The organism is Streptomyces sp. NPDC014656, from assembly GCF_043084305.1.
Lineage (GTDB): Bacteria > Actinomycetota > Actinomycetes > Streptomycetales > Streptomycetaceae > Streptomyces.
This window is the reverse complement of sequence record NZ_JBIBZN010000003.1, coordinates 705,196-723,228: the sequence shown is the minus strand read 5'-3', so window position 1 is coordinate 723,228 and position 18,033 is coordinate 705,196. Positions and strand designations below refer to the sequence as shown.

The 18,033-nt window shown below is 75.9% G+C and carries 19 protein-coding genes; 9 read left to right on the top strand and 10 right to left on the bottom strand.

The window, feature by feature from the left end; genetic code table 11:
* Nucleotides 1-25: 25 nt before the first annotated feature.
* Nucleotides 26-763: a TetR/AcrR family transcriptional regulator gene (locus ACF1ED_RS10520; protein ID WP_391758654.1), complete on the top strand. Its 738-nt coding sequence runs from the start codon at nt 26-28 to the stop codon at nt 761-763.
* Between the two features lie 7 nt (nt 764-770).
* Here the strand turns inward: ACF1ED_RS10520 and ACF1ED_RS10515 are convergent, their stop codons facing one another.
* The 3 genes from ACF1ED_RS10515 to ACF1ED_RS10505 form a co-directional block, all read right to left on the bottom strand.
* Nucleotides 771-2,366 (bottom strand): IclR family transcriptional regulator C-terminal domain-containing protein, encoded by a 1,596-nt coding sequence (locus ACF1ED_RS10515; RefSeq protein ID WP_391758652.1) that lies wholly within the window; start codon nt 2,364-2,366, stop codon nt 771-773.
* A gap of 110 nt (nt 2,367-2,476) precedes the next feature.
* Complete coding sequence (locus ACF1ED_RS10510) at nt 2,477-2,725, bottom strand: hypothetical protein (protein WP_391758650.1); 249 nt, start codon at nt 2,723-2,725, stop codon at nt 2,477-2,479.
* Between the two features lie 18 nt (nt 2,726-2,743).
* Complete coding sequence (locus tag ACF1ED_RS10505; RefSeq protein ID WP_391758648.1) at nt 2,744-2,923, bottom strand: hypothetical protein; 180 nt, start codon at nt 2,921-2,923, stop codon at nt 2,744-2,746.
* Nucleotides 2,924-3,252: 329 nt separating this feature from the next.
* Between ACF1ED_RS10505 and ACF1ED_RS10500 the strand changes: the two genes are divergently transcribed.
* Nucleotides 3,253-3,900, top strand: coding sequence for an HAD family hydrolase (locus ACF1ED_RS10500; protein ID WP_391758646.1), 648 nt, complete (start codon nt 3,253-3,255; stop codon nt 3,898-3,900).
* Between the two features lie 33 nt (nt 3,901-3,933).
* On the opposite strand, the gene ACF1ED_RS10495 is transcribed toward ACF1ED_RS10500, so the two are convergent.
* Nucleotides 3,934-5,514, bottom strand: coding sequence for a carbohydrate-binding protein (locus tag ACF1ED_RS10495; RefSeq protein ID WP_391758644.1), 1,581 nt, complete (start codon nt 5,512-5,514; stop codon nt 3,934-3,936).
* Between the two features lie 180 nt (nt 5,515-5,694).
* Nucleotides 5,695-6,495: a 2-phosphosulfolactate phosphatase gene (locus ACF1ED_RS10490; RefSeq protein WP_391758642.1), complete on the bottom strand. Its 801-nt coding sequence runs from the start codon at nt 6,493-6,495 to the stop codon at nt 5,695-5,697.
* A 219-nt stretch (nt 6,496-6,714) separates the two neighbouring features.
* On the opposite strand from ACF1ED_RS10490, the gene ACF1ED_RS10485 reads away from it, so the two are divergent.
* The 3 genes from ACF1ED_RS10485 to ACF1ED_RS10475 all read left to right on the top strand — a co-directional run bounded on the left by ACF1ED_RS10485 (nt 6,715) and on the right by ACF1ED_RS10475 (nt 9,620).
* A complete protein-coding gene (locus ACF1ED_RS10485) occupies nt 6,715-7,146 on the top strand; it encodes a VOC family protein (RefSeq protein WP_391758640.1) in 432 nt (143 codons plus the stop codon).
* 230 nt (nt 7,147-7,376) lie between these two features.
* Complete coding sequence (locus ACF1ED_RS10480; protein ID WP_391758638.1) at nt 7,377-7,811, top strand: hypothetical protein; 435 nt, start codon at nt 7,377-7,379, stop codon at nt 7,809-7,811.
* Between the two features lie 615 nt (nt 7,812-8,426).
* Entirely contained in the window at nt 8,427-9,620 is a 1,194-nt protein-coding gene (locus ACF1ED_RS10475) for a GNAT family N-acetyltransferase (protein WP_391758765.1), read from the top strand.
* Between the two features lie 22 nt (nt 9,621-9,642).
* On the opposite strand, the gene ACF1ED_RS10470 is transcribed toward ACF1ED_RS10475, so the two are convergent.
* Nucleotides 9,643-10,044 (bottom strand): anti-sigma factor antagonist, encoded by a 402-nt coding sequence (locus tag ACF1ED_RS10470; RefSeq protein ID WP_391758636.1) that lies wholly within the window; start codon nt 10,042-10,044, stop codon nt 9,643-9,645.
* A gap of 178 nt (nt 10,045-10,222) precedes the next feature.
* Between ACF1ED_RS10470 and ACF1ED_RS10465 the strand changes: the two genes are divergently transcribed.
* The 4 genes from ACF1ED_RS10465 to ACF1ED_RS10450 all read left to right on the top strand — a co-directional run bounded on the left by ACF1ED_RS10465 (nt 10,223) and on the right by ACF1ED_RS10450 (nt 13,521).
* Nucleotides 10,223-10,582: an ArsR/SmtB family transcription factor gene (locus ACF1ED_RS10465; RefSeq protein WP_391758634.1), complete on the top strand. Its 360-nt coding sequence runs from the start codon at nt 10,223-10,225 to the stop codon at nt 10,580-10,582.
* 227 nt (nt 10,583-10,809) lie between these two features.
* Entirely contained in the window at nt 10,810-12,168 is a 1,359-nt protein-coding gene (locus ACF1ED_RS10460; RefSeq protein ID WP_391758632.1) for an MFS transporter, read from the top strand.
* A gap of 84 nt (nt 12,169-12,252) precedes the next feature.
* A complete protein-coding gene (locus ACF1ED_RS10455; RefSeq protein WP_391758630.1) occupies nt 12,253-13,038 on the top strand; it encodes a DUF6193 family natural product biosynthesis protein in 786 nt (261 codons plus the stop codon).
* Nucleotides 13,039-13,110: 72 nt separating this feature from the next.
* Nucleotides 13,111-13,521, top strand: coding sequence for a RidA family protein (locus ACF1ED_RS10450; protein WP_391758628.1), 411 nt, complete (start codon nt 13,111-13,113; stop codon nt 13,519-13,521).
* A gap of 705 nt (nt 13,522-14,226) precedes the next feature.
* On the opposite strand, the gene ACF1ED_RS10445 is transcribed toward ACF1ED_RS10450, so the two are convergent.
* The 4 genes from ACF1ED_RS10445 to ACF1ED_RS10430 form a co-directional block, all read right to left on the bottom strand.
* Nucleotides 14,227-14,871, bottom strand: coding sequence for an L-threonylcarbamoyladenylate synthase (locus ACF1ED_RS10445; protein WP_391758626.1), 645 nt, complete (start codon nt 14,869-14,871; stop codon nt 14,227-14,229).
* Nucleotides 14,868-15,500, bottom strand: a complete 633-nt coding sequence (locus ACF1ED_RS10440; RefSeq protein ID WP_391758624.1) for a carbonic anhydrase — start codon at nt 15,498-15,500, stop codon at nt 14,868-14,870. The genes ACF1ED_RS10445 and ACF1ED_RS10440 overlap by 4 nt, the downstream gene beginning before the upstream one ends.
* A gap of 210 nt (nt 15,501-15,710) precedes the next feature.
* Nucleotides 15,711-16,439 carry a hypothetical protein gene (locus ACF1ED_RS10435; protein WP_391758622.1) on the bottom strand — a complete coding sequence of 243 codons (729 nt, stop codon included), beginning with the start codon at nt 16,437-16,439 and terminating at the stop codon, nt 15,711-15,713.
* 479 nt (nt 16,440-16,918) lie between these two features.
* The gene (locus tag ACF1ED_RS10430) at nt 16,919-17,932 is read right to left on the bottom strand and encodes an aminoglycoside phosphotransferase family protein (RefSeq protein ID WP_391758620.1); all 1,014 of its coding nucleotides are present in this window, start codon (nt 17,930-17,932) and stop codon (nt 16,919-16,921) included.
* Nucleotides 17,933-18,033 lie beyond the last annotated feature (101 nt).

Sequence of the window (18,033 nt, the reverse complement as noted above, 5' to 3'; positions counted from 1 at the left end):
ATGGTGTTGACGTAAGGTCCCGGCCATGTCCGCACGTGTCGTACCCGAAGGAAACCGGCAGCGCCGCCGGCCGACCAAGCAGGGCGCCGTCCTCTCCGAACGGCTCATCGTCGACACCGCGCTGCGCCTGGTGGCCCAGCACGGCGCCGAAGCCCTCTCCGTACGGAGACTGGGCGCGGCCCTCGGCGCCGACCCCAGCGCCCTCTACCGCTACTTCCGCAACACCGACGCCCTGCTCCTCGCGCTCGCCGACGAACTCGTGGGGCGGGCGCAGGAGGGCTGGGAGGCGACGGGCGACTGGCGGACGGACCTGCGCGCGATGGGCCTGCGCATCCACCGCTCCTACCTCTCCCAGCCGCAGGCCGCCCTGCTGGCGGCGCACCGCACGACGGGCCGCCCGCACGAGACGCGGGCGGTCGAGAAGATCCTCGGCATCCTGCGCGACGGCGGCTTCCCCGACCCGCTGGCGGTCCGCGTCTACCACGCCTTCGTCGACCAGGCGCTGGCCTTCGCCGCCCAGGACGCGGCCGCCGCCGCGCTGCCGGAGGCGGCGGGAGAGGCGGACGCCGAGGTCTGGGGGGAGGTCTACGGCCGCCTGCCCGCCGAGACCCACCCGAACATCGCGGCGACGTACCCGCTCCTCGTCGCCGACATGCGGGACAGCGGCTACCCCTTCGCCCTGGAGCTGATGCTGACGGCACTGGAGGCGCTGCACCCGGACGCGGCCGGCGCCCTCAAGCGGAGCCGGAAGAAAGCACGCTGACGCCTCGTCAAGTCGTCGGCACGGGTGCGTGGCGGCCCACCGCCGCCAGGTCCGCCGAGATCCGGCCGGCCGTCTCCCGCAGCTGCGGAAGGAGCGTCGCCAGGCTCTCCTCGGGGGGACAACGGCCCGCGTTCAGGGCCACGTTGAGCGCGGCGACCACCCGGCCGGCCCCGTCGCGCACCGGTACCGCGACCGACCGCAGACCCTCCTCCAGCTCCTCCTCCACCCAGCCGAAACCCCGCTCCGCGGTCGCCGCCACCGCCTCCCGCAGCTCCCCGGTCCCGGTCAGGGTCCGGGGCGTCAGGGCCTCCGGGACGATCCGCCCCAGCCGGCCGTCCCGCTCGCCCTCCGGCAGGGCGCCGAGCAGTACCCGCCCCATCGAGGTCGCGTACGCGGGCAGGCGGGTGCCCACCACGATGTCGATGTGCAGCAGCCTGCTTCCCGCCACCCGCGCCACGTACCGGATGTCGTCCCCGTCCAGCACCGCCACCGACGCCGACTCCCGCACGTCGCGCACCAGACGGACCAGGTGCGGGGTGGCGATCTCCGGGAGGGTGAGCGCGGAGAGCCGGGCGTGGCCGAGTTCCAGGACCCGGGGGAGGAGGACGAAGCCCCCGGGGTCCTCCCGTACGTACCCCAGGTGGGCCAGGGTGAGGAGCGAACGCCGCGCGGTGGCCCGGGGCAGTCCGGTGAGCCGGGCGAGGTCGGTGAGCCGGGCCGGGCCCCGTACGGCTCCGAAGGCGCGCAGCACGTCCAGACCCCGGGCCAGCGACTGGAGGAACCCGGAGCCCAGCTCCTCCTTGAACCCGGCGACACCGGACCCGCCTTCGGGCCCGGCCGTACCGGGTCCGGTCCCGGCTCCGGCGGTCCGGGCCGGGCCGCCGGCGAGCGCGGTCTCCATCGCCGCGACCGTGTCCCCCAGCGGCGCCACCGCCAGCGCCTCCAGGGCCGCCGCGTCGTGCCGGCTGGTGTGGCTGACGACGCTCACCGCGCACACGACGGCCCCCGCCGGGTCCCGTACCGGCAGGGCGACGGAGACGAGCCCCGGTTCGATCAGCTGGTCGTCGACGGCCACGCCCCGCTCACGGGCCCGCGCGACCCGCGCGCGGAACCCGGGGTCGTCCGGGTGTCCCGCCCACCGCTCCTCGTCCCACCCGGCGGCGAACAGCGCGCCGGGAGCGCAGCGCCGGGCCGGCAGCAGGTCCCCCGGCCGGAAGCCGATCGCCATCGCGCGGCGCCGGTTCGCCTGGGCCAGGAAGCGGACCCCGTCCCCGTCGGGCACGGCCAGGGACACCGCCTCGTCGAGCCGTTCGGCGAGCGCGGTGGCGTGCGGGCCGAGGAGTCCGGGCAACCCGCAGAAGTCGAGGTAGGCGTTGCCGAGCCCGGCCGCGCCGGGGGCGAGCAGCAGGTCCCGCCCCTCGGCCCGCAGCACCCCGAGGGCGGTGAGCGTGGTGGCGACCCGGTCGACCGTGGACCGCGCCAGCCCTGTCGCCCGGGCGAGCTCGCCGAGCCCCCGCCTCCCGCCGTCCCCGGCGGCGACGGCCTCCAGCACCGCGAGCCCCCGTTCCAGGGGGCCGACCACCTCGCGGGGCCTCGTCGTCATGGTCCCTCCCCTTCCTCCGCCGGACGCGGGAGAACCGTACCCGGCGCGCGGGTACGCGTCGGGTACGGGCGTCGGCACCGGCACCCGCCCCTGAGGGGTGTGCGGGCGGGTCAGGCGTGGAAGCGGTGGACGGCCTGGGCCACGCGGGCCGGCTTCTCGGAGCCGGCGGTCTCGATGGCGAGGTCGACGGTGACCTCGACGCCGCCGCGGACGTCCTCGACCGCGGCGATGCGGTCGTGGGCGACGGTGCCGCCGAAGGTGTCGACGCGGGACCGGGCGACCTCGCCCCAGGAGCCGTGGCCGAGGTCGGCATCCGGCCGGGCGCGGATCCCGTCGATGCCGTGGACGGCGAGGGGCATGGCGGTTCCCCCAGAGGGTCAGCCGGTGGGGGTGCTGCCGTAGCGGTACCGGAGGGGGCCCTTCAGCAGCTTTCCGGTGGCGCCGCGGGGCAGTTCGGGGACGAGGAGGAGGCTCCGCGGGAGCTTGCAGCGGGCCGGCAGGCCCTGGAGGTGGGCGAGGAGTTCCCCGGCCGAGGGCTCCCGGATCGCCCCTGGCACCGGTCCCGGCCCTTACGTCAACCCCATTGACCTTGCCGCCCGCGGCCGGGTCTCATGGGCGACACCTCGGAAGGAGCTCCGCGACCGGGCTCCTCCGCGAACCGAAGGGCGCCCCCATGGAGCACCCGCACTCGCCGCGGGACGCCGCGCCGGGCCCGTTCTGGCTCGACGCCCCCGCCGGTCCCGGGCCACCCCCGCCCTCGTCGGAGGCACCACCTGCGACCTCCTGGTCGTCGGCGGCCACGCCGCCCCGATCGCCCCGGCCGGCGCGGTGTCGGCCTTCTCCGTCCGCGGCGTACGCTGGCCCCCGGACCCGGAGGGAGGTGGCGATGGACGGCCGGCTGCTGCACGTCTTCGACATGGACGGCACTCTGCTGAGGGGCACCTCGGCCAGCCTGGAGATCGCCGCCCGGCTCGGCTGCCTCGCCGAACTCCGCGACCTGGAGGCGGAGTTCGCCGCAGGGATCATCGACACCCGCGGCTTCGCCGCCGCCCTGTACGGACTGTGGCGGGAGCTGACCCCGGCCGTCGTCGCCGAGGCATTCGACGGGGCGCCCTGGATCGGCGGACTCGCGGAGGTCCTCGCGGACATCCGCGATCGGGGCGACCGGGCCGTCGTCGTCACCATGTCGCCGGACTTCTTCGCCGGCAGGCTGCGCGGCCTCGGCGTCGACGACGTGGTGGCCTCCGGCTTCCCGCCGCCGCCCTTCCGCTCCGCGCCCGACCCGGCCGGGATCCTCGTCCCCGAGGACAAGGTGACCGCCGTGGACCGTCTCCGTACCGCCCTCGGCCTCGACCGCGACTCCTGCGTGGCCTACGGCGACTCCGGCTCGGACGTGCCGCTCTTCTCCGTCCTGCGCCACACCGTCGCGGTCAACGCCACGCCCGGGCTGCGCGCCCTGGCCGGCGCCGGCTACGACGGCGACGACCTGCGGGCCGCGTACGCCCTGGGCAGGGAACTGCGCGCCCGCGCCTGAAAGTTCAGGCGCGGGCGCGCGCGGTGCGTCCGGTCACCAGGTGACGGACTTGCCCCCGAAGGTGACGGCCAGCGAGCCGTTCGAGGCGAAGGACCAGCCGAGGGCGCCGCTGTAGTTCGCGCAGCGCGAGCCGTTCGTCCCGGACCAGAACTGGTTCGTCGCGTCGACGTCGCCCACGAGCTTGTCGTTGGTGCCGCTGCTCGTGCTGCGGCAGGACGTGTTGCCGCGGAAGACCGACGTCCCCGCCTCGAAGGTGTAGTTGCGCTGCGCGTTGTCGACCGAGATGTTCTCGGAGACCTTCAGCGAACCGGGGTTGCTGTTGTACGTGAAGCCGTGCTTGCCATTGCGGTAGGCGATGCTCCGGCGCACGACGTGGTCGACGGCGATGGACTCGCCGCCGAGCTTGTAGCCGTTGCGGTCGCCGTTGGCGTTCACGGTCCCGTCGGAGAGCGTGCCGTTGGTGTACGCGAGGGAGTACTCGACCGTCACCGGGTCGATCGGGCCGGTGTCCGGCTTGGTGTAGAGGTCCCAGCCGTCATCGATGTTGTGGTGGGCGACCGCGTACCGGAAGACGTTCCCCGGCCCGGTGGTCAGCTTGGCGGCGAAGCCGTCGGCGTTCTCGCCGGCCGCGTCGGCGTTGTCGTGCGACTCGACGCTCACCATGAGGTTGCGGGCCGGCCACTGGTCGCGCGGGGTGGTGGAGCCGATCCGCCCCAGCTGGAGGCCGGTGTCGCGGTTGAAGCGGGTGACCGTGCGCTCGATGACGTTGTCGCTGCCGCCGACGTAGATGCCGTTGTCGCCGGCCCGCTGGACGATCAGCCCCTTCACGTGCCAGAAGTTGCCGTTCAGGGCCAGCCCCCGGTTGGAGGAGGACTCGGCCATCGCGGAGAAGTCGAGGACCGGCGTCTCGCCCGGATAGGCGGCGATCGTCTTGCGGGCGGCGGAGGTGCCGTTGTTGCCCGCCGCGACGGTGACGGTCTGCGCGTGCGCGTACGTGCCGCCGCGCAGGTAGATCGTGCCGCCGGCCCCGATCCGGGTGATCGCGGAGGCGAGCGTCGTCGGGTCGGCCTGGGTGCCGGTGGCGCCCGCGGTGCCGGCGGGCGACACGTAGAGGGCCGGACCGGAGGGGGCGGGGGAGTCGGCGGTGGTGAGCTCGACGTGGTCGACGTTCGGCAGTCCGGCGGCGGTCGTCGGGCTGAGCCGGACGGTGTTGGCGCCCGCCGCGACCGGCACGGTGAAGGTCTTGGAGGTCCACCCGGTCCAGGTGCCGGTGGACGCGAAGGACGCCCCCGCCGCCACGGTCGATCCGTTCACGACGACATCGGCCGGGCGGTTCGCGGTCGTGCCGTTGGCGAACCGTACGGTGAGGGTCGCCGACCCGGCGGCGGGCGCCGTGACGGTGAACTGCGCGTACGCGCCCACGGCGTTGGTGCCGTTGCAGAAACCGCTGCCGGAGAACCCGGTCCAGTCGGAGTCGATCGCGCCGGTGCAGACGGCGGGCGAGGTCTCGGCCTCGTACCGCCCGGTCGCGGCCTGGGCGCCGCCGGCGGCGGACAGGGCGACGAGGGTACCGGCGACGAGGCCCACGCTGAGGGCGAGGGGAGTGGTGCGCATCGGTGTCTCCTGGTGGGGGAGGCGGCTCGGACACGGGGAGAAAGCGCTTTCTCCTCACGGGTGCCGACGCTAGGGCGAGTGTCGGAGACACGTCAATATGCGTGTACGTGATTGCTGTTCACAGACATGAACGACCTTTGTTCGTGTCTGTGAACGGGGCCGTGAGGAAGCGCCGACCGGTCAGCGGCCTGTGTGGGGGCGCAGGACCATCAGGCCGTCCTCCAGGGTCGCCGCCATGGCGAAGGGGAAGCGGTCGAGTTCGAGGCAGAGCGCGACGTCGTCGGGATGCGCGCCCTCGCGCACTCCGGTCGTCAGCTCTGCGGCGGCGCGGGACGCGGCGGCGCGGCGGAGGTAGGGGGCGGCGACCGGGTGGAGGGCGTCGGGAGCGGCGGGTGCGTCGGTCCCGGTGCCTGCGGTGTCGGTGGTGGTGCCGAGGCCGGCGATCCCGGAGCCGGCGATCCCGGAGCCGGCGGTCTCGGGGCCGACGCCTCCGTGGGGATCGGCCGCTCTGAGGGCGATGTACTGGGCGCAGGCGAGGTCCTCGTCGGCCCGGCCGTCCTCCCCTGTGACGACGAACGTGACCTCGTCGTACCCGCCGGCCCGCAGGACCCGCGCCGTAGCCTCGGCCACCACGAACCCGGCGCAGAGGACCAGCGGGGCGTGCTTCACCGCGAGGGCGCCGACCGTCCCGGCCGTGGTCTTCTGCACCACGGTGCGGCCGTCCAGGTCGGCGGAGCGCAGCAGGCCCGGCGAGTTGACGAGGTCGAAGCCGGGAGCCGGCGGTCCGTCCTTCAGCGCCACCCAGTCCGGGTGGCGGGCCGTGAGTGCCAGCGCGTCGGCCTGCGACTCGGCGAGCACGATCTTCTCGGCGCCCCGGGCGAAGGCCCAGGCGGCGACGGTGTACGCGCGCATGACGTCCACCACGACCGCCACGGAGGGGGCTTGGCGGATTCGGGAGATGGCGAGGAAGTGGGCATCCATGCCGGTGATGATCGCGCATGCGCTCCGCGGGGCGTGGTGACCGGGGCGGTCGGAGAGGTCGGAGAGGTCGGAGAGGTCGGGGTGGTCAGGATGGCTGGGGGCTGGGGGCTGGGGGCTGGGGGCTGAGGGCTGAGGGCTGAGGGCTGGGGGTCGGGGGTTGGGGGTCGGCGTCGCGAATAATCCAGGAGGCGGTGGAAGGCCCGCCCCTATGATGGCCGGATGTCGTTGATCAAGAAGGTCCAGATCACCTTCGATTGCGCGGAACCGGAGCGAGTCGCCCGCTTCTGGCGCGCGGTGCTCGGGTACGACGCCCCGCCGGCGCCGGAGGGCTTCGACTCCTGGGACGAGTTCGACCGCGGGACCCCCGGACGGCGGGGCGCGGACTGGGCCGCCATTCCTCCGGTGGGCGACGAGCCGCGCCTGTACTTCCAGCGCGTGCCCGAGGGCAAGGTCGCCAAGAACAGGGTGCACCTCGACGTGCGGGCCGGCACCGGCCTCGTGGGCGACGAGCGCCTGGCCGTACTGGAGGCCGAGTGCGCGCGCCTGGTCGCGCTCGGCGCGGTCCACGACCAGACGCTGTACGCGGACGAGGAGAACGAGTCCTGCATCGTGATGCGGGACGTCGAGGGCAACGAGTTCTGCCTCGACTGACGTACCGTCAATGACCTTTCCCCTCCTGGCGGAACGAGGAGGACGGGCCTCCTCCGGCCGGGGCCGCTCTCCGTCCCCGGCCGGGATCGCCCTCCCCCGGCCGGGATCGCCCTCCCCCGGCCGGGATCGCCTTCCCTTTCCCTTGGCCGGGACCGGCGGTCGTCGCTCCCGACAGGACCAGCCGGAATGGGAGATGGGAGGGGGCGGGAATGAAGAGCGAGGACGTGCGTATGAGCGGGCCTTGCGGAGGGCTGCCCGAAGCCGTCGAACTGCCGCCCGCCATGCGGGGGACGGCGGCGCGGGTCGCGCGGGCCGAGAGGGTGCTCGCGGACGGGCGGTGGCGGCCCGGGCCGGCGGACTCCGCCGCCTCGGCGGCCGTACTGGCGCGCCTCGCGGCCCCGCTTCCGGTGCGCGCGGACGCCGCCGCGCGGGACCGGCGGTTCCAGCGCCTGCTGCGCACCGTCCTGCACCACCTCGACGGGGGCGCGGTCAGCCCGCCCGCCGCCGCGCTGCTCGCCGCCGTGGCGCGCGCCTTCCTGCCCTGGCACGCCTTTCCGAACCCGCCCGTCGCGGCGGCGGCGCCGAGGTACGGGACGGCGGTGCGCGCGGCGGACGGCACGGGGGGCGCCCCGACCGGTGCGGGGAAACCCTGCTGCCCGGCCTGACCGGCCTGTTCACGCGCCTGGCGGCGCCGCTGCCGCCGGGCGCGGTGCCGCTCACCCCGGCGATCGGGCCCTGGCGGCTCGCGCACGCGGGCCGGTTCCGCCGCCACGGCAGGCCCGCCCCCGGCGTGTGGACGGCGGAGACCGTCCGCTGCCCCGGGTGCGGGGAGGCGGACGGGCCGTGGACCGTGAGGTGCGACTGGCGGGTGACCGTGCTCGGTTGCCCGTGCGGGGTCGGAACCCGCGAGCACGGCCTCACCTTCTCCGAGGTCTGGATGCCGCTGGCGGAGGGCCAGTGGGCGACGAGGGACAGCTGACAGCTGACAGCTGACGGCCGACGGATAACGGCTGACGGATAACGGCCGACGGATAACGGCGGACGGACAACGGCTGACGACCGACAGGTGACGGGTGGCGGCGCCCCGTCCCGGGCGGGCCCCGCGTGCCGGTGTGCGGACGCCCCCCGCCGGTTTAAACCGTTTGACCAGGCCCCGGACCGCCGCTGCACTGGGTGCGGGACGGACGCCGCGACGTGCGGTGCCCGCGTATGGGGAGGAAGCGGCAGTGACGGAGATCCGGTCCACCGGAGACGAGGACCTCGACGTCTTCGTCGACACCATGCATCGCGCGTTCGGCCTGGTTCCGGAGACCCCGGGAGAGGACGGCTCGGGGGTCTGGTGGTCGGCGTTCGAGATGGACCGGAACCTGCTGGCGCTGGCCGAGGACGGCCGGCCGGTCGGTACGGCCGGTGCGTACTCCTTCGAGCTCACCCTGCCGGGGCGGACCGTCGTCCCCGTCTCCGGGGTCACCGCCGTGGGCGTGCTGCCCACGCACCGACGGCAGGGCGTGCTCACCGCCTTGATGCGGCGTCAGCTCGCCGACCTGCGCGCACGCGGGGAGGTCGCCTCCGTGCTGCTGGCGTCCGAGGCCGTCATCTACCGCCGGTTCGGCTACGGACCCGCGACCTATACGCAGCGGGTGGCCGTGTCCCGGCACCGGGGGGCCTTCGACCGGCCCCGGGCGCTCGGAGCGGCCGAAGCCGCCACCGACGTCGTCACCGAAGCCGCCACCGGCTCCGTCGAACTGCTGCGGCGGGCCGACTGCGGCGCACTCGTCGAAGAGGTCTACGAGCGGTACCGCCGCGCCCAGCCCGGCGCGCTCGCGCGGCCGCACCGCTGGTGGGCGCGGGGCGCGGGCCAGCCGCCGGTCGCGGCGGCGCCGCGCTACGTGGCGGTCCACCGGGACGCCGGCGGGGCGGCGGACGGCTACGCCTCCTACTCGGTCGCCTCCGGGACCCTCACGGTCGACGAGATCATCACGGCCGACGACGCCGTCTTCGCGGAGCTCGCCCGGTTCGTGCTCGGCCACGACCTCGTCACCGAGGTCGTCTTCAAGCAGGTCCCGCCCGGCCATCCGCTGCGTCACTGGCTGACGGACTTCCGCGCCGGGCGGCTGGCCGACGACACCGACTGGCTCTGGGTGCGCCTGCTCGACGTCCCGGGCGCGCTGACCGCGCGCGGCGGCTGGCTCGCGGACGGCGAGCTCGTCCTCGACGTCGACGACCCGTTCCTCGGCGAGCGCGGCCGTCACCTGCTGACCGTCCGGGACGGCAAGGCCGACTGCGCCCCCACGGACCGGGACCCCGACCTCTCCCTGGACGTCTCCGACCTGGGCTCCCTCTACCTCGGCGGTACGACCCCCGGCACCCTGATCCGCGCCGGCCACGTCCGGGCCCACCACCCCGAAGCCGCCGCCCGCGCCGACGCCCTCTTCCGCACGGAGCGCCCGCCGCACTGCCCGCACTGGTTCTGAGCCGAGGGCGGGGCGCGGGGCCTCAGCCGCTCCCGGGCCAGGCGTCGCTACGCCATTCGCGTTCCTCGACGCCCCGGTCCCGGTGGGCGGCGAGCGCGGCGGCGAGGTCGCCGTGCACGGCGACGACCACCTTCCCGTCCCCGAAACCGGCGCCGGCCGCCGGTGTCCCGCCCTCCGGTACGGCGGCCAGTTCGAGGCCCCGCCCCTCCGCCGCGAGCCGCAGCGCGGCCTCCGACACGGCGAGGCGGCCGCCGTCGGACCACCCGCGCAGCCCGGTCAGGTCCAGTACGACGGGCCCGGTGCCCCGCGCGAGGGCCCAGCCGACGGCTCCCTGGAACCGCCCCACGGCCTCCTGCCCCAGAAAGCCGGCCAGGGAGAGCACACCGAGGCCGGGGTGGATGGTGTAGCGCCACTCGATGGTCATCGTCGTCTCTCCTCGCTCCCGGCCATGTTCCCGGCCGTCCGCAGCATCCTCACCCGAGAGCCCGCCACCGCGCACGACGGTCCACGGATCGGTCACCCGTCCCGAGAAGCGGACGCTCCCGGGCCCGGGTCGGACGCGCCCGGGCCCCGTACCGGACCGCGCTCCCTACGATGGGCGCATGGCGGATCCCGTGCGTGAACAGGTCGTGTCCCCCGTCCATCCGAGGACGCCGGGGGCGGCGGAGCTCGCGGCGGCGGCCGAGGTGTTCGGGCTGCTCAGCGATCCGACGCGGTTGCAGCTGCTGTGGGTGCTGACGCGCGGGGAGGCCGATGTCGGCGCGCTGACCGAAGCGTGCGGGGCCGCGCGGCCGGCGGTGAGCCAGCATCTGGCCAAGCTGCGGCTGGGCGGGCTCGTACAGGCGCGGAAGGACGGGCGGCGGGTGGTGTACGCCCTGCCGGACGGGCACCTGAAGCGGCTGGTGGTCGAGGCGCTGAACCGGGCCGACCACGTGGTGACGGGGGAGCCCTGGCACGACTGAGCCGAAGGCCCGAGAGAAGCCGGAAGAGCCCGAAAGAGGCCGGAGAGAGGCCGGAGGGGAGCCGGAAGGGCCCGAGAGGAGCCGGAAGAACCGGAGGGGAGCCGGAAGGGCCCGAGAGGAGCCGGAAGAATCCGCGAAACCCCCGGCATCCCGTAAACATGTGCGCACTCATGCACATGTCCGCTACGGTGAAGGGGACCGCACCCGCCGCCGAACGAGGGCGTCCCATGCTGTCCGTCCTGCGCGACCGCACCTACCGGCACCTCTTCCTCGCCCAGGCCGTCGCCCTCACCGGCACCGGCCTGGCGACCGTCGCCCTCGCCCTCCTCGCGTACGACCTCGCCGGCGCGCACGCGACCGCCGTGCTCGGCACCGCGCTCGCGCTCAAGATGGCGGCGTACGTGGGTCTGGCACCGCTCGCCGGGGTGCTGGCCCGCCGGGTGCCGCGCCGGACCCTGCTCGTCGGCGCCGACCTCGTGCGGCTGGCCACCGCGCTGGTCCTGCCGTTCGTGGACCGGGTGTGGCAGGTGTACGGGCTCGTGCTGCTGCTCCAGGCGGCCTCGGCGGTCTTCACCCCGGCCTTCCAGGCGACGATCCCGCGCGTCCTGCCCGAGGAGCGCGACTACACCCGGGCCCTCGCCCTCTCGCGGCTCGCCTACGACCTGGAGAGCCTGGCCGGCCCGGTCCTCGCCGCCGCGCTCCTCGCCCTCGTGCCGTACGGGTGGCTCTTCACCGGCACCGCCGCCGGGTTCCTGCTCTCCGCGCTCCTCGTCCTGCCCCTGCGGCTCCCGGCGGACACCGGCCCCGGCCCGGCCGCCGGACGGGTCCTCGGCGTCCGGCTCCTCCTCGCCACCCCGCGGCTCCGCGCCCTGCTCGCGCTCGACCTGGCCGTCGCCGCCGCCGGAGCCATGGTGCTCGTGGAGACCGTCGTACTCGTCCGGGACGGGCTGGGGCGCACGGCGGGGGACGTGTCCCTCGCCCTCGCCGCGTACGGAGCGGGCTCGATGACCGCGGCCCTGCTGCTCCCGCGGCTCCTCGGCCGGACCGGCGACCGCGCCCTCATGCTCCCGGCCGCCGGAGTCCTCACCGCCGGGCTCGGCCTGCTGGCCACCGGGCTCGCCTCCGGGTGGACCGCCGCGCACCGGGCGGCCGCCTGGCCCGTCCTGCTCGTCCTCTGGGCCTGCCTCGGCGCCGCCACCTCGACGGTCCTCACGCCCGGCGGGCGGCTGCTGCGCCGGTCCGCCGCCGATCCCGACCTGCCCGCCCTCTTCGCCGCCCGCTTCTCCCTCTCGCACGGCTGCTGGCTGCTCACCTACCCGCTCGCCGGCTGGCTCGCGTCCCGCGCGGGAACCGCGGCCTCGGCCGCGGCCCTCACCGCCGTCGCCCTGGCCGCCACCGTCGCGGCCACCCGGCTCTGGCCGCGCCGCGACCCCGAGGAACTGGAGCACGCCCACCCCGAACTCCCCGCCGGCCACCCCCACACGGCCGCCGGGACCGCCCCCGGCCACCGCCACGTCCACCCCTTCCGGATCGACGCCCTGCACCGCCACTGGCCGCCCCCGCCCGGACCGGCCCCCACCGGCTGAAAGGGCAGGCACCCTCGCCCGCCCCGCCCCGCCCCACCCCATCTCACCCCACCCCGGTGTCCGGTCCAGGGCAGACTCCTCGGCATGTCACCATCGCCCGAACTCGTCGCCCTGTACCCCGACGTCGCCGCCGCCGGCAGCCTCGCCGCCGCGCTCCGCGCCGTCGCGGACGGTGCCCTCGACGCCGTACCGCTGACCTCACCCGCCGACGAACCGCTCTCCGCCGCGTACGCCGGGAGCGCGCTGCCCCACCGGGAGCCACTGCGCGTTTCCGCGTGGAAGCACGAACGGCGGTGGGTGGCCGAGGCCGACGAGCGGCTCCTGGGCCTGTCCGTGATCCGCGGCACGACGGACGACCTGGCCCAGGTCGCGCGGGCGGTCCGCGCCTGGCATGACGGCGCGTCGCCGGATGGCGTCCACGCGGCCGCCCCCTTCGCGCGCCCCACCGGCCGCCTCGAACTGACCGGACCCGACCCCGCGCGCATGGTGGACTCCGAGTGGCGGAGCCTGCGCGTGGAGGCGGCCGGACTGACCACCCCCTGGGCGCCCGCGCACCGGGACCTGGTCGAAGCGGCCCACGCGGAGCCGCGGTTCAGGGCCCTGTACCCCTTCACGAGCCATTGGGCCCTGCGCTTCTCGTCCGCCACCCGTCCCGCCATGGAACCGGTGGGGCCGGTCCTGTGGTGCACCGGCGAGGGCGGCTTCCGGACGGCACTCCACATGTCGGAGGAGGGGCGGGCCCATGACACGGCGCGCGAGGCCGTCGCGGCGGCGCTGCGCCTCCTCCCGGACGGCATCGGGCCCGTGCGGTACGGGGAGCCGCCCCGGGCCGCCGGCGGAAATGCGGTCGAGGTGCCGGGACGGGCCTGAGAGGGTGGGGCGTTCCCGTGTCCCGGCCGGGCCGGTGAGGCCCCGGGACCGCCCCAGCCGAGAGGATCCCCCGTGCCCCGCGCCGTCCGTCTCATCCGTTCCGCCACCCTGTCCGACGTCGCCGAGTACGCGTACGCCGCGACCGCGCCCGCCGAGGCCCGGCTGGTCTTCCTCGCCGGTTCCTGCCCGCTCGACGCCGACGGCGCCACCGTGGCCGTCGGCGACGTCCCCGGGCAGGCGGCGGCCTGCGTCGCGAACCTGCGAACGGCGCTGAAGGACGCCGGAGCCGGCATCGAGGACGTCATCAGCACCCGCGTGCTCGTCGCGACGACCCGCCGGGCCGACCTGGTGGCCGCCTGGGAGGTCGTCCGCGACGCCTTCGGCGACCACGACGTGCCGAGCACCCTGATGGGCGTCACCGTGCTCGGCTACGCCGACCAGCTCGTCGAGATCGAGGCCGTCGCCGCCGTCCTCGACGCCTGAGCGCCCCTCACCGCGTCGAAGGCGCCGTACCCGTCACACGCCCCGTGGCCGGTCCTCGTGGGTGGAGGCCGGATCGTGACGCGGGCGCGGGCGGGGTGGTTCGTAGGGGTTCGGCAGGGGATCGGGGAGTCTCCGTGTCCGCGACATGGCAGATGCACGACAGGCGGCCAACTTCCTTGATCCGCCCGGACGGTGAGGCACAGGCTCCTGCTCACGCCGGGCGGAGGCCCCCTCCCCCCGGCGGTGCGTGCGACCGCACGCGACCCCCGACCGCGCCGCCCGAACCGGGGCGCGCCGCCCACAGGAGGAACCCCTCACCATGGCACTCCCGAACCGCACCGCCCGCCGCACGACGGTCGCCTCCGCCGCCGTCGCCGCGCTCGCCACCGGCCTCGCCGCGGCCCCCGCGCAGGCCGCCCCGGCCCCCGCCGAGGGCGTCGTCGTCGCGGCGGGCTCGCCCGACGCCGTCGCCGGCAGCTGCCTCGTCAGCCTCGCGCCGGGCGCCGGCTCCGCCGCCGGCTCCGCCAAGAGCCATGCGCTCATAGCCGGTTACGGCCCCCGGCAAGGTCACCACCCCCGGCACCGGCTCCCCGAACCGCCTCCTCCGCCTCGTCCCGTAACCCCTGGGGCACCGAAAGCGCCCCGGCCCCGGGCGACGCGATGTCGCACGGGGCCGGGACCGGGGCCGGGGAGGGAACGGGCGGGTCAGGGGACGATCAGGTCCGGGACGAGCGCGCGGAGTTCGGCGACCGGCAGGACGCCGTCGCGGACGAGGACCGGGGTCCCGCCGCTGAGGTCGACGATCGACGACGAGACCGCGCCGGCGGTGCGGCCGCCGTCCAGGTACACCGCGACGGACCCGCCGAGCATCGCCTGCGCGGCGTCGCAGTCCTGCGGCGACGGGTGGTCCGTGAGGTTGGCGCTGGACACGGCCAACGGGCCCGTCGCCGCGAGGAGTTCCAGGGTCAGCGGATGGTCCGGCATCCGTACCGCCACCGTGCCGCCCGTCTCGCCCAGGTCCCAGTCGAGCGACGCCCGGTGGCGCACCACCAGGGTCAGGCCGCCCGGCCAGAAGGCGTCGATCAGCGCCCGCGCCGCGTCGGGGAGCCCGTCGGTCAGCTCGCCGAGCGCGGCGGCCGAGTCGACCAGGACGGGGGAGGGCTTGTGGCGGCCGCGGCCCTTCGCCGCCAGCAGCGAGGCGACCGCCTTCGGGTCGAAGGCGTCGGCCCCGACCCCGTACACGGTGTCCGTCGGCAGGACCACCAGCTCACCGCGGCGCACCGCCGCCGCGGCCTCGGCGAGGCCCGCCGCGCGGGCCGCCGGGTCGGAGCAGTCGAAACGGGACGTCACGCCGCAGCGCCCTCCTCCGCCACGACCCCGTGCGTGCTCACCAGGCGGGCGCCGCCGCCGGCCAGTTCGTAGCCGAGGCCGACGACGGCGACCTCGCCGGCCGCCACCTGCTCGGACAGCAGCCGGGAGCGGTCCAGGAGCAGGTCCGCGGTGTGCCGGATGTGCTCGTCGATGATGTCGCTGTCCGCCGTCAGGCCGGCGGTCCGGGCCGCCAGGATGCTCGGCGTCACCCGCTCCACGACGTCCCGCACGAAGCCGCTCGCCGCGAAGCCCTCCTCGACGGCCGCGCGGGCCGCGGCGACCGCGCCGCAGGAGTCGTGGCCCAGGACGACCACGAGCCGTGCGCCGAGGATGCTCGTCGCGTACTCGACGCTGCCCAGGACCTCGGGTCCCAGGACGTGGCCGGCGGTGCGGACGACGAACAGGTCGCCGAGCCCCCGGTCGAAGATGATCTCGGCCGCGAGCCGGGAGTCGGAACAGCCGAGGATGACGGCGAACGGGTCCTGGCCGGGCGCGAGCTCCGCGCGGCGGGCGGCGTCCTGGTTCGGGTGCTCGGGCGTGCCCGAGACGAAGCGACGGTTGCCTTCGAGGAGGGCGTCGAGAGCAAGGGCCGGAGAAGTTCTGGGCATGCCGCCACCCTATGCGGCCCCCCCGCCCCCCGCGCTACCGGGCCGACCCCCTGCCGCCCCCCGTGTGACGCATCGCACCCACCCCCTCGAACCCCTGTCCACACCCCTTTTCGCACTCCCGTCCCCCCTGTCCCTCCTGTCCGCCCTCTCCCCTTCCCCGCCCCCGCCGTGAGCCCGCCCGCCGGCCCGCGAGGGGGGCGGGCGCCGGGGTCAGGCCGTCGCCTCCCAGGCGCGCGTCAGACCGTCCAGCCAGGCCGGCGGGAGTTCGGCCGCGTCCCACTCCTCCCGCAGCTCCGCCGGGTGGGCGGCGAGCCGTTCCAGGACGGCGATGCTGGTGGGGGAGTGGACCAGGGTGTAGCGGCCGTGGATGGCGATCGCGCTGCCCGGCCCGTACGTGGCGTACAGCCGCTCCAGATGGGGCCGGTGGTCGGCGGCGAAGGCCGTCAGCCGCCCCGGATAGGCGGCCCGCTGCCGGGCCCCCATCGTCGCCAGCGCGGAGGCGAGCACCTGCTCGGTGACCTCGGGGTCGAGGTCGGACTCCTCGGAGAAGGAGAGGTACAGCGGCACGACCGCCACCTTGGCCCGCTCGACCTCCATCCGTCCGACCCGCGTCCGGGGGTCCGGCTCCTCCTCGGCCTCCGCCGCGACGGCCTTGCCCAGCGCCCGGTCGGCGAGGCCCGCGAGTCCCTCGGTGACGGCCCGTGAGCCGTCGCGCCAGCCCGCCGCGTAGGGCTCGCCGCTGCCCGGCGGGGCCTGGCGGCCGGTGCCGGACAGCTCCTCGTGCGCGCGGGCGAGGGCACCGGCCTCGACGAGGCCCATCAGCTCCTCGGCGTCGCCGGAGTACACCCCCGCCCGCGCGAGGAGCTGGAGCAGTGTCGTCCTCGCGTTGTCGACGCTCGCGGCGTCGAGCTGCAGCCGTTCTTCCCGGGCGGCGGTCATCGGTGGTCCTCCTCCTCGCGGTACCGGCGCGTACGGGTGCGGCGGACGCGCCTTCGAGGACGCGACGATCACGGGCCCGCGCCACGCTCCCCTCGCGGCGGCGCACGTACGGGACCGGTGATCGGGTCCTCGATCGCCGAGGTTTCCAGCTTTCCCGGCCCGCCGTCCAGCCGACTTCCCGGTCCCCTCCGACCAGGCACGCGGTGCCATACGCCCCTCCCGGTCCGTACGGGCCGCGACGGCCCCGGCCTCCCGGGAAATCCCGTACCCCCTCCGGGTATCCTGGCCGGCGTCGGCGACCGGGCCGCCGCACCGGGCGGAGACACGAAGTGCCAGCACGGCCCCCGTGGATCCCGGCGGGCGGCACCACGGCGCGGCCGAGTCCGGCGGCGGTGACGAGCGGACCGGTCGTCCGGAGGAACTGCGGGCCCGCGGCGTCGGGCTGCAGGGGAGTCAGGACCGGCGGGCCCCCGGAGACCTCACAGCTCGTCGCCGGCGGCGAAGAGTTCCCGCACCCAGTAGGCGCTCGCCTCCTCGCTGTCGCCGGTCGGCGTGCCGGGGAAGAGCCGGAACCACGAGCCCGCCCGGCCCAGCGCCGCCAGCCGCACCGCCAGACCCGCGGCCCGCCGCAGTTCCGCCGCCGACGGCCCCAGACCGGTCCAGTGCTCCAGGTACGCGTCGACCATCGGGGCCACGTGCCCGGGGCCGTACCGCCGCCGCACCTCCCGGACCGGGACCAGGAGGCTGCCGAAGGGGTGCGCGGCACAGGCGTCGCCCCAGTCGAAGAAGGTGAAGCGGCCGGGGGCCGGGGCGAGGATCTGCCCGTCGTGCAGGTCGCAGTGGTCGAGCGAGTCGGGCAGGCCGTACGCGTCGAGCTCGGCGCACAGCTCGACGAGCCGGGGCCGCCGGCGCAGCAGCGCGGCCCGCTCGTCGGCGTCGAAGAGGGGATTGCCGGCGACCAGCGCCTCGAACACCTCCGGCAGCTCCCGCGTCCGGGCGCCCGGCACCCCCAGCCCGTCGAGCCGGTCCGCGTACGGGACGAGCCGCCGCTGCATCTCGCCGTACCGGCCCAGCGCCGTGGCCCACGACTCCGGGCCCGCCGCGCCCGCGTCGAGGACCCCGCGGAACAGCGGTCCGCCGTCGGGCAGCAGCACCCAGCCGCGCCCCGCGTCCACCGCCAGCGGGGTCATCACGTGCTCCGGCGCCCACGCGGCGAGCGCCGCCGAGAGCCCGGCCTCGAAGGCGTTCGACGGGGCCCCGGCCTTCAGCCACACCGCGTCCCGCTCGCCCGCGCCGGTACGGAACCGGACGAGGACCGACCAGGGGCGCACCCGTACCTCGCGCGCGCCGGTCTCCACCAGCCCGTGCCCGGCCAGGGCGCGCTCGGCCCAGCCGAGGACCTCCCTCCGCCACGCCGTGTCGTCCCAGGGGGTCACCGAGCCGGCGAACCGGCCCCGGTCCACCACGGTCGTCCGTTCCTCGTTCCCGCGCATCCGGCGATTCCACCACCGGTCCGCCCCGGAACGCACCGGAATATGTTCGCCGCCGGACCGCCGGACCGCCGGACCGCCGGACCGCCGGACCGCCGGACCGC

Bases quoted from the DNA above. Each gene is read 5' to 3' on its own strand.
- ACF1ED_RS10490 (WP_391758642.1), bottom strand. From the start codon at position 6,495: ATGGATGCCCACTTCCTCGCCATCTCCCGAATCCGCCAAGCCCCCTCC.
- ACF1ED_RS10460 (WP_391758632.1), top strand. From the start codon at position 10,810: ATGCTGTCCGTCCTGCGCGACCGCACCTACCGGCACCTCTTCCTCGCC.
- ACF1ED_RS10455 (WP_391758630.1), top strand. From the start codon at position 12,253: ATGTCACCATCGCCCGAACTCGTCGCCCTGTACCCCGACGTCGCCGCC.
- ACF1ED_RS10430 (WP_391758620.1), bottom strand. From the start codon at position 17,932: ATGCGCGGGAACGAGGAACGGACGACCGTGGTGGACCGGGGCCGGTTC.
- ACF1ED_RS10465 (WP_391758634.1), top strand. From the start codon at position 10,223: ATGGCGGATCCCGTGCGTGAACAGGTCGTGTCCCCCGTCCATCCGAGG.
- ACF1ED_RS10510 (WP_391758650.1), bottom strand. From the start codon at position 2,725: ATGCCCCTCGCCGTCCACGGCATCGACGGGATCCGCGCCCGGCCGGAT.
- ACF1ED_RS10495 (WP_391758644.1), bottom strand. From the start codon at position 5,514: ATGCGCACCACTCCCCTCGCCCTCAGCGTGGGCCTCGTCGCCGGTACC.
- ACF1ED_RS10520 (WP_391758654.1), top strand. From the start codon at position 26: ATGTCCGCACGTGTCGTACCCGAAGGAAACCGGCAGCGCCGCCGGCCG.
- ACF1ED_RS10485 (WP_391758640.1), top strand. From the start codon at position 6,715: ATGTCGTTGATCAAGAAGGTCCAGATCACCTTCGATTGCGCGGAACCG.
- ACF1ED_RS10470 (WP_391758636.1), bottom strand. From the start codon at position 10,044: ATGACCATCGAGTGGCGCTACACCATCCACCCCGGCCTCGGTGTGCTC.
- ACF1ED_RS10515 (WP_391758652.1), bottom strand. From the start codon at position 2,366: ATGACGACGAGGCCCCGCGAGGTGGTCGGCCCCCTGGAACGGGGGCTC.
- ACF1ED_RS10480 (WP_391758638.1), top strand. From the start codon at position 7,377: ATGAGCGGGCCTTGCGGAGGGCTGCCCGAAGCCGTCGAACTGCCGCCC.
- ACF1ED_RS10475 (WP_391758765.1), top strand. From the start codon at position 8,427: ATGCATCGCGCGTTCGGCCTGGTTCCGGAGACCCCGGGAGAGGACGGC.
- ACF1ED_RS10440 (WP_391758624.1), bottom strand. From the start codon at position 15,500: ATGCCCAGAACTTCTCCGGCCCTTGCTCTCGACGCCCTCCTCGAAGGC.
- ACF1ED_RS10435 (WP_391758622.1), bottom strand. From the start codon at position 16,439: ATGACCGCCGCCCGGGAAGAACGGCTGCAGCTCGACGCCGCGAGCGTC.
- ACF1ED_RS10500 (WP_391758646.1), top strand. From the start codon at position 3,253: ATGGACGGCCGGCTGCTGCACGTCTTCGACATGGACGGCACTCTGCTG.